Origin of the sequence: Streptomyces sp. NBC_00435 (assembly GCF_036014235.1) — a bacterium.
Lineage (GTDB): Bacteria > Actinomycetota > Actinomycetes > Streptomycetales > Streptomycetaceae > Streptomyces.
The window spans coordinates 4,520,542-4,535,641 of record NZ_CP107924.1 but is presented as its reverse complement, the minus strand read 5'-3'; the positions used below and the strand labels follow the sequence as shown (position 1 = coordinate 4,535,641).

General features: G+C 73.1%; 14 protein-coding genes. 12 read left to right on the top strand and 2 right to left on the bottom strand.

Annotated features, from left to right (window positions below; translation table 11 throughout):
* Nucleotides 1-33 precede the first annotated feature (33 nt).
* The 11 genes from OG389_RS20860 to OG389_RS20810 all read left to right on the top strand — a co-directional run bounded on the left by OG389_RS20860 (nucleotide 34) and on the right by OG389_RS20810 (nucleotide 11,531).
* On the top strand, nucleotides 34-687 hold the full coding sequence (locus OG389_RS20860; RefSeq protein ID WP_328299982.1) for a DJ-1/PfpI family protein: 654 nt from the start codon (nucleotides 34-36) through the stop codon (nucleotides 685-687).
* Nucleotides 688-802: 115 nt separating this feature from the next.
* On the top strand, nucleotides 803-1,294 hold the full coding sequence (locus OG389_RS20855) for a MarR family winged helix-turn-helix transcriptional regulator (protein WP_328299981.1): 492 nt from the start codon (nucleotides 803-805) through the stop codon (nucleotides 1,292-1,294).
* 122 nt (nucleotides 1,295-1,416) lie between these two features.
* Nucleotides 1,417-1,962, top strand: a complete 546-nt coding sequence (locus OG389_RS20850; protein ID WP_328299980.1) for a GNAT family N-acetyltransferase — start codon at nucleotides 1,417-1,419, stop codon at nucleotides 1,960-1,962.
* 715 nt (nucleotides 1,963-2,677) lie between these two features.
* Nucleotides 2,678-4,366 carry a serine/threonine-protein kinase gene (locus OG389_RS20845; RefSeq protein ID WP_328299979.1) on the top strand — a complete coding sequence of 563 codons (1,689 nt, stop codon included), beginning with the start codon at nucleotides 2,678-2,680 and terminating at the stop codon, nucleotides 4,364-4,366.
* 70 nt (nucleotides 4,367-4,436) lie between these two features.
* The gene (locus OG389_RS20840) at nucleotides 4,437-4,838 is read left to right on the top strand and encodes a nuclear transport factor 2 family protein (protein ID WP_328299978.1); all 402 of its coding nucleotides are present in this window, start codon (nucleotides 4,437-4,439) and stop codon (nucleotides 4,836-4,838) included.
* Between the two features lie 206 nt (nucleotides 4,839-5,044).
* Nucleotides 5,045-6,130 (top strand): alpha/beta hydrolase, encoded by a 1,086-nt coding sequence (locus OG389_RS20835; RefSeq protein ID WP_328299977.1) that lies wholly within the window; start codon nucleotides 5,045-5,047, stop codon nucleotides 6,128-6,130.
* On the top strand, nucleotides 6,117-7,391 hold the full coding sequence (locus OG389_RS20830) for an acyltransferase family protein (protein WP_328299976.1): 1,275 nt from the start codon (nucleotides 6,117-6,119) through the stop codon (nucleotides 7,389-7,391). Before OG389_RS20835 ends, OG389_RS20830 begins: the two co-directional genes overlap by 14 nt.
* A gap of 10 nt (nucleotides 7,392-7,401) precedes the next feature.
* Nucleotides 7,402-8,793: a sensor histidine kinase gene (locus OG389_RS20825; RefSeq protein WP_328299975.1), complete on the top strand. Its 1,392-nt coding sequence runs from the start codon at nucleotides 7,402-7,404 to the stop codon at nucleotides 8,791-8,793.
* Nucleotides 8,790-9,461, top strand: coding sequence for a response regulator transcription factor (locus OG389_RS20820; protein ID WP_328299974.1), 672 nt, complete (start codon nucleotides 8,790-8,792; stop codon nucleotides 9,459-9,461). The genes OG389_RS20825 and OG389_RS20820 overlap by 4 nt, the downstream gene beginning before the upstream one ends.
* Before the next feature lie 88 nt (nucleotides 9,462-9,549).
* On the top strand, nucleotides 9,550-10,875 hold the full coding sequence (locus OG389_RS20815) for a sensor histidine kinase (RefSeq protein WP_328299973.1): 1,326 nt from the start codon (nucleotides 9,550-9,552) through the stop codon (nucleotides 10,873-10,875).
* Nucleotides 10,872-11,531, top strand: coding sequence for a response regulator transcription factor (locus tag OG389_RS20810; RefSeq protein ID WP_328299972.1), 660 nt, complete (start codon nucleotides 10,872-10,874; stop codon nucleotides 11,529-11,531). The genes OG389_RS20815 and OG389_RS20810 overlap by 4 nt, the downstream gene beginning before the upstream one ends.
* Before the next feature lie 70 nt (nucleotides 11,532-11,601).
* Here OG389_RS20810 and OG389_RS20805 read toward each other — a convergent pair whose 3' ends face one another.
* Nucleotides 11,602-13,203, bottom strand: coding sequence for an ABC transporter permease (locus tag OG389_RS20805; protein WP_328299971.1), 1,602 nt, complete (start codon nucleotides 13,201-13,203; stop codon nucleotides 11,602-11,604).
* Entirely contained in the window at nucleotides 13,200-14,114 is a 915-nt protein-coding gene (locus tag OG389_RS20800; protein ID WP_328299970.1) for an ABC transporter ATP-binding protein, read from the bottom strand. The genes OG389_RS20805 and OG389_RS20800 overlap by 4 nt, the downstream gene beginning before the upstream one ends.
* A 75-nt stretch (nucleotides 14,115-14,189) precedes the next feature.
* Between OG389_RS20800 and OG389_RS20795 the strand changes: the two genes are divergently transcribed.
* Nucleotides 14,190-14,669 (top strand): GbsR/MarR family transcriptional regulator, encoded by a 480-nt coding sequence (locus OG389_RS20795; RefSeq protein ID WP_328299969.1) that lies wholly within the window; start codon nucleotides 14,190-14,192, stop codon nucleotides 14,667-14,669.
* The last annotated feature ends 431 nt before the right edge of the window (nucleotides 14,670-15,100 follow it).

Sequence of the window (15,100 nt, the reverse complement as noted above, 5' to 3'; positions counted from 1 at the left end):
GACCCCGATGGCAGGACGCTGGAGGCGAGCACGATGAGCGAAGCCCGGACAGCAGACACAGGCACTTCCCCATTCCCGACGGTCCACGTGGCGGTCTACGACACCTACGCCGACTGGGAGACGGGCCACACCACCGCACACCTGACCCAGCGCGGGTACGAGGTCCGCACGGTCGGCTTCGCCGCCGGCGAGCCCGTCACCACCATGGGAGGCCTCCGCGTCCAGCCCGACCTGGCCCTGGCCGACCTGAGCCCGGGGGAGTCGTCCCTCCTGATCCTGACCGGCGCCGGACTGTGGGACGCGGGCGACGAGCTGGCCCCCTTCGCCGCGAAGGCCGCGGAGTTCCTGGCGGCCGGCGTCCCGGTCGCGGCGATCTGCGGAGCCACGGCGGGCCTGGCCCGCGCGGGAGTCCTGGACGGGCGTACGCACACCAGCGCGGCCCCCTTCTACCTCGGCGGCCAGCCGGGCTACGCGGGCGCCGCACACTACGTCGAGGCCGACGCGGTCACCGACGGCGACCTGATCACGGCGGGCCCGACGGAACCGGTGGCGTTCGCCCGCGAAGTCTTCGCCCGCCTCGGGGTCTACAAGCCGCACGTCCTCGACGCGTGGTACCGCCTGTTCCACGACTCCGACCCGACCGCGTACCCGGTCCTCATGGCGGCGGCGGAGTCGGGCGATGCCTGACACGGCTGACCGGCCTGACCCCGCTCCCGCTGTCTTTGGCGCGGGAGCGGGGGCGGGATCGGGGGCGGGGGCGGGATCGGGGGTTGGTCCGGAGCCGCATGCGGACTCGCTCCGCATGCGGCAGGACCTCCTGAGCCGCACCGCACTCGGCGTGTTCCGCCTCAACGGCCAGTTCCTCTCCGTGTCCGAGGAACTGGCCCGCCCGGCAGGGCTGACCGCCGCCTGGTGGCAGGTACTCGGCGCCGTTCTGCACGATCCGCTCCCCGTCGCCGGCATCGCCCGGGCCATGGGCATCACCCGGCAGAGCGTGCAGCGCGTCGCCGACCTCCTGGCCTCCAAGGGCCTCGCCGAGTACGTCCCCAACCCGGCCCACCGCCGCGCGAAACTGCTGTGCCCGACGGAGGCCGGCCGCGCGGCCGTGGCCCGGATCGGCCCGGGCCACGCGTCCCTGGCCACCCGCCTCGCGGAGGCCCTGGGCGAGGAGGCCTTCACGGAAACGGTCCGCGTCCTGGAACGGCTCTCGGCCGCCATGGATGTTCTGGAAGCGCATGCCGCTCCGGAGGCCCTGGAGGCCGTGGCGCCTGGACCCGGTTCCCCGGCTTCCTAGGGCGGGGTCCGGTGGGCCTTCCGAAGCCCGGGAGGTGCCGGTGCGGGCGGTGCGGGTGGTGCGGGTGGTGCAGGTGCCTAATCCGGTTGCCGTTCCGGAACCCGTTCGGATAGGAAGCCCGCATGCTCAGAGGCAGCAAGGTCGGGCTCAGGGCCCGGCACGAAGACGACGTCCCGGTCCTGACGGCCGGGCTCTACGACGACCCGGTCAACTACTCGCGGTCCGCACTCCGGCCGTGGCTGCCGATCACGCCGCCCGGCTCCAAGGACTCGCCGTTCGTGGTGGACGGCAAGGAGCAACGGAATGCCCCGTTCTCCATGGTGGAGCTGGACAGCGGCGCGCTGGTCGGCAACGCGGTGCTGTGGGGCATCGACGACCACAACCGGTCCGCGCACATCGGCCTCGGACTGCTGCCGTCCGCTCGCGGCAGGGGCTGCGGAACCGACGCTGTCGCGGTGCTCTGCCACTACGGTTTCATCGTGCGTGGCCTGCAGCGGCTGCAGATCGAGACGCTGTCGGACAACGCCGCGATGCTGCACGCGGCCGAGCGCAACGGCTTCGTCCGCGAGGGCGTGCTGCGCTCCTCGGCCTGGGTGACGGGCGAGTTCCTGGACGACGTACTGCTCGGACTCCTCGCCGAGGACTGGAAGCCGAACGCGAAGGGCTAGCCCGCCTCCAGCGGTTCGGGCCCCCGTCCACACGCGCGCGAGCCCCGCCAGGCCACACCGGCCCACCGAACACACCCCAGGCCGCCCCGCCCCTGGACTGCCCGGACTCCCTTGGGCTCCCAGGGCTCCCCGAACTCCCTGGACTGCCCGGGCTGGCCCGGGCCGCCCGGGCCGCCCGGGCCGCCCGGGCCGCCCGGACTGCGTGGACTGCGTGGACTGCGTGGGCTGCCCGGACTGCGTGGGCTGCCTGGGCTGCCTGGGCTGCCCGGACTACTGCCCGACTTCCGGGACTACCTGAACTCCCGCTTTCCCGGACTGCCCGAACTCCCCCGGCTCCTTGGGCCCCATGGGCTCGCTGGAGTGCGTGGGCTGCCTGGGCTACTGCCCGACTTCCGGAACTACCCGAACTCCCGCTTTCCCGGAGTGCCCGAACTAACTGCACTCCCCGAGCTCCTTGGGCCCCCTCGGGCTCCCCGCGCTGCCAAGTTCCTGGGACTTCCCGAACTTCCTGCACTGCCAAGGCTCCTTGGACCCCTGCGCTCCCCGGGCTGCCAAGCTCTGGGACTCCCCGGGCTGCCCGGCTCGCTGGGCTGCCCGGACTGCCCGCCCCGTTCACGCCGCCGCAGGCAACCCCGCCCCCACCCACCGCACGGCACCGCGACCGCCCGCACTATTGTCGACCCCCGGCGAGTCCCAGGGGGAGGACCACCCAGTCATGGAACAGCTGCACCCGCGGGACCCACAGCACATCGGCCCCTACCACCTGCTCGCCCGACTCGGCTCCGGCGGCATGGGCCAGGTCTACCTCGCCCGCCGCGACCCCCTGGGCGCGAGCCCCGCCACGCACCTCACCGCCGACGCCACCGCCGACGCCACCGCCGCCGCTGCTTCTGCCGCCGTAGCCGTGAAGCTGATCCACCCCGGCCTCGCCTCCGACCCCGGCTTCCGCACCCGCTTCCGCCGCGAGGTCACCGCCGCCCGCCTCGTCGGCGGAGCCTGGACCGCCCCCGTCCTCGACGCCGATCCCGACGCGGACATCCCCTGGCTGGCCACCGCCTACATCGCCGGGCCGAGCCTGCGCCAAGCCGTAGCACGCGACTTCGGCCCGCTGCCGGCCGGCTCTCTACGGGTTCTGGCCGCGGGGCTCTCGTACGCCCTCCAGGACATCCACCGCGCCGGACTCGTCCACCGGGACCTGAAGCCCGGCAACATCCTGCTCACCCCCGACGGCCCCCGCGTCATCGACTTCGGCATCGCCCGGGCCCTGGAAGCCGCCGACGGCCCCGCGCTCACGCAGACCGGCGAACTGCTCGGCTCCCCCGGCTTCCTCGCCCCCGAGCAGATCCGCGGCACTCCGCTGACCCCGGCCTGCGACGTGTTCGGCCTCGGCGCGGTACTCGCCTACGCCGCCACCGGCCAACTGCCTTTCGGGGACCCGGAGCAGCCCGGAGGCATCGCGGCGCTCCTGCTGCGCATCACCGAAGCGGAACCGGACCTGGCCGGCGTACCGCCCGAACTGCGCGGCCTCGTACGGGACTGCCTGCACAAGGAACCCGCCGCGCGGCCGACGCCTGCCGAGGTGCTCGCGCGGGCCGCCGCGGACCGGTCGGCCATACCGGATCCCTGGCTTCCGGCGCCGCTGCTCGCACGGGTCGGGCTGCACGCCGCGGCCCTCCTGGACCGCGAGGACGCCGGACCGGACCGGGCGGCGCCCGTCCCTCCCCCTGCGGGGAAACCGGAACCATCGGCAGCCGCCCCGGCCCAGTGGCCCGCACCCGCCGCACCGCCTCCTTCCGCGCCCTCTCCCTCCCCTTCGCCTACCGCCGCCGCCCCGTCCGCCGCCCCGTCCGCCTCCGCCTCCGCCTCCGCCTCCGCCTCCGCGTCCACCGTCTTCCTCGTCTCCATCGCAGCGGTCGTCGCCTTCGCGGCGGGCGGCACCGTGTACGCCGTCATGACCGGAGACGACCGGCCGCTGGCCACCCCGGGCACCCCGCCCACCACAGGAGTCACGGCCTCGACCGCCTCCGGCCCCACCTCGGGCCCCGCTTCCGTCCCCCCGCCCGCCGGGCTGCCCGAGGCCTACGCCGGCACCTGGCGCGCCACCTCCGGAGGCCAGAGCTGGCGGCTCACCCTCACCCCCGGTGAGGCCGGCACCCCCGTCATGTCCCTGAGCGTGCAGGCTCCCGGCCTCGCCTGCGCCTGGACCGCACCGCTGGGCTCCGCTGCGGCCGGGGCCACCGACGGAGCGGGCACCGTCGAGCTCGCCCCCTCCACCGTCACCTCCGGAGCCGCGCCCACCTGCACACCGGGTGGTCGCAGCACGCTGCGCCTGCTGCCCGACGGGAGCCTGGTGCGGGAGCTCGCCGACAGCCGCAGCGTGCCGCTCACGTACCACCGGCAGTGATTATTTCGATGTCAATAAGCCTGTAGGCAAAGGTTGTTGCATCCGACAGACCCATCGCACACTGCGGCACATGGAGCCGTTGAAGGTAGTGGCACGACTGTGGGAGCGGATCGAGGCACGCGACTGGGACGAAGTGGCCCCGCTGATCGCTGAGGACGCGGTCATCGAATGGCCCGTGAGCAGCGAACGCATCGTCGGTCGCGGCAATTTCATCGCCGTCATCAGCGATGACGACTACGCGGACGAGAGATCCGTGCAGGTGCTGCGGATCCTCGCGGACGGCGATCTCGTCGTCACCGAGGTGGAGATACCTCAGGACCACGTCGTCTACCGTGCCGTCTCCCTGTGGACGGTGCGGGACGGGCAGATCGTGGGCGCGCGGGAGTACTGGACCAGCCCCGGCCAGGATCCGGCCCCCCGTTGGCGCGCGGGCTTCGTCGAACCGCTCGTCGAACCGCTTGCGGCGGACTGAACGGGTCCGGGGCCGGGTCCGGGGCCGGGTCCGGACCCACCGGCCCAACTGGCCTTGCCCGGTACCTGAGTAACCCCTGTCATACCTGAGAGCTACTCACGAAGACGGCTCCACAGCGGGACGCCGACCAGGGCTCCCGATTCCTAATTTCGTGACCAGAGAAGAACGCAGCACCGCCCCTCTGGCACGAGAGAAGGAACGGACCCATGACCCGCCGCCCCACCGCACGTCCCGCCGGCCGCAGCAGCGGCCGTCTGCGCCGCACGCTGCTGGCCGGGCTCGTCGCCGCGGCCGTGGTCTTCCCTGTTTCCGCCGCCGCGTCGCCGGAGGTCCCCGCGCCGGCTCCCGCGGTCCTGCCCGAGACCGCGCCCCTCCCCGCCCGGTACGCCGCCAACCTCGCCAATCTCGGCGAGGCCGCCCGCACGGCCCAGGAGGCCGACCGCGGCGGGCGCGCCGCGAGGCTGCGGGCGATGGAGGCGGGCGGCGAAGCACGGTTCCTCGTCTTCGACGGGCGCGGCAAGGGACGCGCCACTGAGGTGTTCGGCGATCTGGAGAGCGCCGACCGGGTCGCGGTCCTGGTTCCCGGTTCGGACACGACGCTGGACACCTACCAGAGGTTCCGTGCCGGGGCCGTCGCCCTTCAGCAGCGCATCCAGGCCGAGCATCCGCGCTCCGCCGTGGTCGCCTGGCTCGGGTACGACACCCCCGGCACGGTCAGCCCGACCGTCCTGACGACTGCCCGCGCCGACCGGGCCGCCGCCGAACTCGGGCCCTTCCTGACCCGTTTGGAGCGGATGGCGGCCCCGGACGCCCGGCTCTCGCTGCTCTGCCACTCCTACGGATCCGTCGTCTGCGCCCGCACCGGCACCGGCCCCGGGGTCACCGACATCGCCCTGTTCGGCAGCCCGGGCACGGGGGCCGACTCCGCCGCCGGTCTGCCGACCCGGGCCCGGGTCTGGGCCGGCCGGGGCGCGGACGACTGGATCGCGCACGTCCCGCACATCAGCTTCGGCGGGCTGGGTTTCGGGGCCGATCCCGTGGACCCGGCCTTCGGGGCCCTGCCCTTCGCGGCCGGCGCCGGCGGGCACAGCGACTACCTCAAGCCGGGTACGGAGTCGCTGGACAGCCTGGCCGGGATCGTCCTCGCCGCGTCCCCGGCGGCGCGGCCCGCGACGGCCGCCTCCGTCTCGCCCGTCGCCCCGCCCCTTGCCCCGCCCCTCGCCCCGACTTCCGCCTCGCTCCTCGCCCCGTCCGCCGTCACCGCTCCGGAGGCCTCCCGTGCGCACGCGTGAACTGCACTCCCGCTGGTCCGTTCTCGCGGACCGCATCGACTCCGGGACCCCCGCCCACCGGGACCGGGCCGTGGACGCCCTGCGGGCCTTCGCGATCCTCGGCGTGGTGCTGGGGCACTGGCTGGTCACCGCGCTCACCAGCGTCGACGGCGGTCTACGGACCACCAGCCCGCTGGCCCACATGAGCGGACTGGCCCCGGTCTCCTGGGTGTTCCAGACCCTCGCCGTCTTCTTCCTCGTCGGCGGCCACGTCGCGGCGCGGGGGTACGAGTCGGCGCGCGGCCGGGGAGTTCCCTACGGGCGGTGGGTCGGGCAGCGGCTGGGCAGGCTGTTCCGGCCGGTCGCCGCCGTCCTCGTCCTCTGGAGCGTCGCGGCCGGTGGGATGCTGCTCGGCGGAGTGGGGACGGACACCGTCCACACCCTGCTCAAACTGGTGCTCTCCCCGCTGTGGTTCCTCCTGGTCTTCGCCGCGCTCACCGCCGCGACCCCGCTCGTGACCCGGCTCAGCCCCGTGTGGCCGCTGGCCGTGGTGGCCGTCGTCGACGTCTGGCGCTTCGGACTCGGCGGGCCCGAGTGGATCGGCTGGGTCAATGTGGCCGCCGGCTGGCTGGTCCCCTACACCCTGGGCGCCGCCTGGTCCCGGGGCGCCTTCGCCCGCCGCACCCCGGCCGCACTGCTGCTCGGCGCCGGGATCGTGGCCACGGCCGCGCTGATCGTCTGGGGCGGGTACCCCGCGTCCATGGTCGGCGTTCCCGGGGCGGCTATATCGAACCTGAACCCGCCGACTCTGGCCGCCGTCGCGTTCGGCCTGGCCCAGTGCGGGCTGGCGCTGCTCGTGCGCGAACCGCTGGCTCGGGTGATGCGCCGGCCGCGGGCCTGGGCGAAAGTGGCCCTGGTGAACCTGTCCGCGATGACGATCTTCCTGTGGCACCAGACGGCGATGATGGCCGTCACCGCCCTGGGCCTGCTGGTCTCCACCGACCTCCCGGGGCTGCACACCGTGCCCTCCTCACCTCAGTGGATAGTCGTCCGGCTGCTCTGGCTCCCGGTGTTCGCCGCCGCCCTGACGGTCTGCTGGACGGCCTTCCGCACCTACGAGCAGGGTGGACGGCGATCCAGGAGCCGTACCCCGCACGGGTCTTCCACGAGCCCGGCCACCCCCTCCAGGATCGTCGCCTCGTCCGTCCCGGCCGCGGTGAGGACCGTGCCCGCATCCGTCACCGGCCCGGTGGCGCCCAGTGTGGAGACCGTCCGTGCCTAGGCTGGGCGGCGTGAACGAGCAGAGCGAGCCCACGACCCCGGCCGCGGTACCGGCACCGGCACCGCCCGCTGCCGCGGCCGGAGGATCCACCGGAGGTCCCCGCGAGGGGAGTTCGGCCGTAGTGCGGGGCGTGGTCCGGGACCTGCTCGACCTGGGGTCCGATCCGCTCCCGAAGATGTCGCGGCCGCGCTGGCTCGCCTGGCTCCCGCACGTGGTGCTCGTCTATCTGGCGGTGTACTTCCGGTTCCTCACCATGGATCAGCTCCACAATCACTACGACGTCAACGGCGGCAAGGTGGAGTTGCTGTCGGTCCTGGTCGGCGTGTCCGTGGTGGTCGCGCTGCGGCGGCCGATGGCCGGGTTCTGGCTCGGCCTGGCCACGGCGGGCGTGATCGCCTGGACCATCCACGACCACGTCGGACAGGGGCAGAGCTGGCCCTGGATGCCCGCCGGGATATTCGCCTTCGCGCCGGTGCTGTTGCTGGTGGCCCTGCGCGTGCGGCCCCAGGTGACCATCGGGGCGGTCTTCGTGTCCATCGCCTTCACCGGGCTGGCCGAGGGACTCTTCAAGCCCGAACACAGCGCTACCAGTGCCCCGGGGGCCGCCCTCCTCTTCGGCTTCACCGGCCTCCTCGGCTACGCCCTGCGCGCGACGCGACAGGCCCGTACCAAGCTCGTCGAGCAGGAGACCCTCACCGAGGAGGAGCGGGCCCGGCGCACCCTGCTCGAGGAGCGCAGCCGGATCGCCCGTGAGCTCCACGACGTCGTCGCGCACCACATGTCCGTGATCTCCATCCAGGCGCAGGTGGCTCCCTACCTCGTGGAGAACCCGACGGAGGAGCTCAAGGAGAATCTGGCCGGCATCCGGGCGAATGCCGTGGAGGCTCTGACGGAGCTGCGCCGCGTGCTGGGCGTGCTGCGTTCCGAGCACGGGGACGAGTCCGCCGATCTGCATCATCCGCAGCCCACCCTGGCCGAGTTGGAGGGCCTCGTGGACAACGTCCGGGCGGCCGGGCTCGAGGTCACCACCGAGATCGCGGGCATCCGCCGACCGCTGTCCCCCGGTGTGGAGCTCACCGCGTACCGGATCGTGCAGGAGGCGCTGAGCAACTGCCTTCGGCACGCGCCCGGCGCCCGCGTGGAGGTCGGCATCGCCTACGGACCCCGCGAACTGCACCTGTGCGTCGCCAACAGCGCGCCCACCCGGGCGGCCGCGCCGAGCATGGGGGCGGGACACGGGCTGCTCGGGATGCGGGAGCGGGCGGGCATGCTGGGGGGTGAGCTGGCCGCCGGCCCCCGCCCCGGCGGGGGGTACGAGGTGAGCGCCGTCCTGCCGATGGATCCGGTGTCCCCGAGCGGCGTCGTTGCCCCCGCTCCCGAGACGAAGGAGAAGGACGTATGACCGCCCCGATCAAGGTGATGATCGCCGACGACCAGATGATGGTCCGGCAGGGCTTCACGGTGCTCCTCAACGCCCAGCCCGACATCGAGGTCGTCGGCCAGGCCGTCGACGGCGCCGAGGCCGTGACGAAGGTGGCCGAACTGGCTCCGGACGTGGTCCTCATGGACATCCGCATGCCCGGGATGGGCGGCATCGAGGCCACTTCCCTCATCACGGGCGCCCCCGGCTCCGCGGTGAAGGTGCTGGTGCTGACCACCTTCGACCTCGACGAGTACGTCTATGAGGCGCTGCGCGCCGGCGCCTCCGGTTTCCTCCTGAAGGACGCCTCGGCCGATCAGCTGGCGGAGGCGGTCCGTGTGATCGCCGCCGGGGAGGCCCTCCTGGCACCGAACATCACGAAGCGTCTGATCACCGAGTTCTCCCGGATGGGGGCGCCGCGGGCGCCTTCGAAGGCGCGAATCGACGAGCTGACCGAACGGGAGACGGAGGTCCTGTCGCTGGTCGCCCAGGGCATGTCGAACGCGGAGATCGCCGAGCACCTGATCCTGGCCGAGCAGACGGTGAAGACGCATGTGGGCCGGATCCTCGTGAAGCTGGGCCTGCGGGACCGCACACAGGCCGCCGTGTTCGCGTACGAGACGGGTCTGATCCGTCCGACGGGCTACTGAGGCCACCGGGTAGTACTTGAGGGGGACCCCGGGAAATCCCCTTCAGCGGCGACGCGGACCAGGCCAGGGCCGACCTACCGTGGGGAGCATGACCGAGACGACCCACGGGGCGACCCCCCGGACACCCGAGATCAGGCTGGCTTCGGGCCTCATCCAGAGCCTGCGCCAGGATCTGGTCACCGATGCCTTCGCCTACCGCCCGCTGCCCCCGATGCGCACCGACGGGCCGCTGATCCGGCGGCTGCCGGCGCGGATACGAGTGGAGGCCGTCCACCTGCCGCATGCGGTCGTGTGCCTGCTGGCGTTCTTCGTACTGGTCTTCGCCTCCGCCACCGGGGGGCTGCCCCAGGCGGGTGCCCTGGTCATGGGGCTGCTCACGGCCGCCCCGATCCTGATGACCCTGGTGCGGCCCGTGGGGGCGTTCTGGGCGGCCGTCGCGGTCACCCTGATCTCCTCGGTCGTCAACTCGTGGGATCCCAACTGGCCGTGGGCGCCCGCCACGTTCGTCTCGTACCTCGCGACGATCGCCCTCGTCGCGATGCGCACCAGTCCCCGGACCGCCGGCTGGATGTGGTTGGTCACGGTGGCGATCGGTACCGGGGCGTCCGTCATGCTCAGCAGCGGCCAGAGCATCAACGTCGGCCCGATGGCCTTCACGGCGGCGTTCGTCCTGCTGACGGTCACCATCCGCAACATCCGCAGGCAGGCGGAGCAGGAGGTCACCGCGCAGCAGGAGGTCACGGCCGTCGAGCGGGACCGGCGCACGCTGCTGGAGGAGCGGACCACGATCGCGCGGGAGCTGCACGACGTGGTCGCCCACCACATGTCGGTGGTGGCCATCCAGGCGGAGGCCGCGCCGTACCGGGTGAAGAATCCGCCGCCGGAGCTGGAGGCCGTGTTCGTCACCATCCGGGAGAACGCGGTGGCGGCCCTGACGGAGCTGCGCCGGGTGCTGGGTGTCGTGCGCTCCGCGGACTACGAGGCCCCGGACGCCCCGCAGCCGACGCTGGCCTCGCTGGACGGGTTGCTGGCCAATGTGCGGGAGGCCGGGATGAGTGTGGACAAGACGGTGACGGGCGCGGTGCGCGAACTGCCGCCGGGGGTGGAACTGTCGGCCTACCGGATCATCCAGGAGGCCCTGAGCAACACCCTGCGGCATGCGCCGGGTGCGACGGCCGGTGTCGAGGTGTCGTACGTCCTCGGCGGGCTGGGGCTGCGGATCGTCAATGAGGCGGCGACCGGGGACGTGCGGCCCTCGCCGGGGGCCGGGCAGGGGGTCACCGGGATGCGTGAGCGGGTGGCCATGTTGGAAGGGGAGATGACGGCCGGGGAGCGGGCCTCCGGGGGGTACGAGGTGGCGGTGTTCATACCCGTGGCCACCAGCCGCACGGAGCCGGCGAGGGATCCGGCATGACGATCAGAGTGCTCATCGTCGATGACCAGATGATGGTCCGGGAGGGGTTCTCGGTCCTGCTGAACGCGATGGACGGCATCGAGGTGGCCGGGGAGGCGGTGAACGGCCGGGAGGCCATCGCGCAGGTGGCGGCGCTGCGTCCGGACGTGGTGCTGATGGACATCCGGATGCCGGAGATGAACGGGCTGGAGGCGACGCGGGAGATCGTGGCCGCCGACACGGACGCGAAGGTGCTGGTCCTGACGACCTTCGACCTCGACGAGTACGTGTACCAGGCGCTCCGGGCCGGGGCGTCGGGGTTCCTCCTCAAGGACGCGTCCGCCCGCCAACTGGCCGATGGGGTCCGGGTGGTGGCGGCCGGTGATGCTCTGCTGGCCCCGTCGGTGACCAAACGGCTCATCACGGAGTTCTCCAAGTTGTCGGAGACCCGCACGCACGTGGGGTCCGCGGGCGTCTCGGAGCTGACGGAGCGGGAGACCGAAGTACTGGTGCTGATCGCGCAGGGGCTGTCCAACGCGGAAATAGCGGACCGTCTGATCATCGCCGAATCCACCATCAAGACCCACGTGAGCCGGATCCTGGTGAAGCTGGGCCTGCGGGACCGCACGCAGGCGGCGGTGTTCGCGTACGAGACCCGGCTGGTGACCCCGGGCTAGGGGAGTCCGAAAAGTTGTCCACAGCTGTGGACAACTTTTCGGGCGGGCGGCGGGCAGGGCACTTCAGAGCTCAGGCCGGGAGGTCGCGGCGGCGCAGGGCGGTCAGGGCGGCAGCCAGGAGCACCACCGCCAGTGCGGTCAGTGTCAGTAGAGGTGCCCAGGTCAGAGGCTCGGAGCTCGGAAGTCTGGGCAGATGGGCGAAGGGAGAGAGGTCGAGCACCGCCCGGGGGAGGCCCAGCGCCGGGCCGATCCAGCCGAGCGCCAGCGCGACCCCGGCCACTGCCCAGCCGGCCACGGCGTATGTGGGGGCCGCGCCGTGCAGGAGGGCCGTGACGGCCCCGATCACCCAGACCGCGGGGAGCTGCGCGAGGCAGGCCCCGACGGTACCGGGGACGCCCCCGCCGTGGCCCAGGCCCAGGCCCAGGCCGCCCAGCAGCAGGATCAGCGCCGACCCGCCGAAGGCGACGGCCAGATGCCCCGCGGCCCAGCGCAGGCGGCCGACGGCGTGTGCCAGGACCGGCTCCGCGCGCTGTCCCGACTCCTCGGCGCCCAGGCGCAGTACCGCCGAGACGATGAAGAGGGCCGCGACCAGCCCGAGCATCCCGGCCATGGTCGCCAGGAAGGTGTCGGTGAGCCCGGCCGCTCCGCCCGTGCCGCCCATCCGTTCGATGATCTCCCGGGTCCTGGCGTTGTCGCCGACCAGCTCGGTGGCGCCGTCCGCCATCCCACCGAACACCGCGCCGGCCACCAGGAATCCGGTGCTCCAGCCGAGCAGCCCGCCCCGCTGCAGCCGCCACGCCAGTGCCCCGGCGCCGGAGAGCCGCCCCTCGGCCGGGCCCGGCCGGACCGCCAGGAAGCTCATGCCGAGGTCGCGGCGGCCGGCAAGCGCGTAGGCCCCGGCCGTCTGGGCGGCGAAGGCGGCCGCGAACAGGGCCAGCACCCACCAGCGTTCGGCCGCGAAGGCCCGTAGGTGTTCCAGCCAGCCCAGCGGTGAGACCCAGGTCAGAGCCGACGAACCGGCCGCGGAGCCCGCGTCACCCGCCGCGCGCAGCACGAAGGCCGCGCCGATCAGCGACCCGGCCAGCCCCTTGGCGAGCCGCGCGCTCTCGGTGACCTGCGCCGTGACGGCGGCCGCCGAAGCGAACAGCATCCCGGTGGCTCCGATACCGAGGCCCAGGGCGAGCGCGCCGCCCGCACCCCGCCCGGCGAGGCCGGCCGCGACGAGGGCGGCGACGAGGGCGTTGGCCACGAGGGCCGCCGCCAGTGCCGCGGTCAGCGGGGCCCGGCGCCCCACCATCGCCGCCGACAGCAGCTCCTGACGTCCCGTCTCCTCTTCCTCGCGGGTGTGCCGGACCACGATGACCAGGCTCATGATCCCGGCGAGCAGCCCGGCGAACACCCCACCCCGCCAGGCGGTCAGGGCGCCGATCGAGTCGCCGAAGGCGGGGCCGTAGAGGGCGCGGAGCGAGCCGTTGGTGTTCATCGTGGAGAGCAGGCGGGCCCGTTCGGCCGACGTCGCGTACACCGATTCGAGCGAGGCGGGCAGGCTGAGCACCAGGGCGGCCACGGCCAGGATCCACACGGGCATCAGGACGCGGTCGCGGCGCAGGGCCAGGCGCAGCAGGGCTCCGGTCCCGGCCAGTTGCCGGGACACCGGTCGGCGGCCCCTCATCGGAGCGCGCCCGCCTGGTCGTCCCGCGCGTAGTGGCGCAGGAAGAGCTCTTCGAGGGTCGGCGGGTTCGACGTCAGGGACCGCACCCCCGACGCGGCCAGCGACCGCAGGACGGCGTCCAGCTTGTCCGTGTCGGCCTGGAGGCGGATGTTCGGCCCCCGCACCTCCACGTCGTGGACTCCCGGCAGCTGCGCGAGTCCGTTCGGCGGTCCGGCGAGCTCGGCGCTGATCGACGTACGCGTGAGGTGGCGCAGTTCGGCGAGGCTGCCGGTCTCGACCGTGCGGCCGTTGCGGATGATGCTGACCCGGTCGCAGAGGGTCTCGACCTCGCTGAGGATGTGCGAGCTCAGGAGGATGGTGCGGCCGGCGGCCCGGGCCTCGGCGACGCAGCCCCGGAAGACCTCCTCCATCAGCGGGTCGAGGCCGGAGGTGGGCTCGTCCAGGATGAGCAGTTCGACGTCGGCGGCGAAGGCGGCGACGAGGGCGACCTTCTGCCGGTTGCCCTTGGAGTACGTACGCCCCTTCTTGGTCGGGTCGAGTTCGAACCGCTCGATCAGCTCGGCGCGCCGGGCCCGGTCGAGGCCGGCGCGTCCGCCGCGCAGGCGACCGTAGAGGTCGATGACTTCGCCACCGGAGAGGTTGCGCCACAGGGTGACGTCTCCGGGTACGTAGGCGATGCGGCGGTGGAGTTCGACGGCATCGGCCCACGGGTCCGCGCCGAGCAGCGCGGCGGTGCCCGAGTCGGCGCGCAGCAGGCCGAGCAGGACCCGGATCGCGGTGGACTTGCCGGCGCCGTTGGGGCCGAGGAAGCCGTGGACCTCACCAGTGGTGACCGCGAGGTCGAGTCCGTCCAGTGCGTGGGTGCGACCGAACGCCTTGTGGAGTCCGGCGACGCTGATTGCCTTCGTCATGGTTCCGAACATACGCTTCCTTCACAATTTTGTGAAGGTCGGGAATCACGTAAAGTCGGGAGGGTGGCGGAAGACATGAACACACGGGATGAGGAAGCGGTCTCCCGCTTCGTCGAGCGGTTCGCAGCGCAGCTGACCGAGGCGGGGATGCAGCGGATGGCGGCGCGCGTCTTCGCGCAGCTGCTCGCGAGCGACGGCGGGGCGATGACCTCGGCGGAGCTGGGCGAGGCCCTGCGGATCAGCCCCGCGGCGGTGTCGGGGGCCGTCGCCTACCTGTCCCAGGTCAACATGGTCAGCCGGGAGCGCGAGCCGGGCTCACGGCGCGACCGCTACGTCCTGCACAACGAGCTCTGGTACGAGACCTTCACCCGCCGGGACCAGATCCTGACCCTCTGGGAGAAGACCCTGCGCGACGGCGCGGCCGGCCTCGGTCCCGACACGCCCGCGGGGAGCCGGGTCGCCGAGACGGCGGCGTTCTTCGAGTTCATGCAGGCGGAGCTGCTGGGCCTGATGGACCGCTGGCGCACCCACCGCGCGACGCTGAACCTGCCGTAGCCACCACCCCGTGGAGATCCGGACGGTGGGGACGCCGAGGGCGTGCGTGCGCGCCCGCGATGTCCGCCGCCGGGGAGTCCCCGATCATCCAGGCCGACCCCAGGTCCACCCCAGGCAAGCGCCGGCCAGCGCCGCCGCCGCGCGGAACAGCTGCGGCGCGGGCTTCTGGTGGCCGATCGCCGCGGAGATCACTCATCCGTGGACCAGCGGGAGCACGACCCCGATCGGCCCCGCCGAAGTCCAGGATCGTCCCGACGGCCTCCTCGGGCATACGGGACCCGTCCCGCCCGGCCCTGGCCCGCGCGAGGGTCTCCCGCGGCCTGTGGCCACAGGCGTCCGCCGCCATCAGCCGCTCCAGCTCGGCGACCGGCAGGCCGTGCCCCGCCAGCCCCTCGCGCACGAGGCGCGGTCCAGGTCCAGGTCCAGGTCCA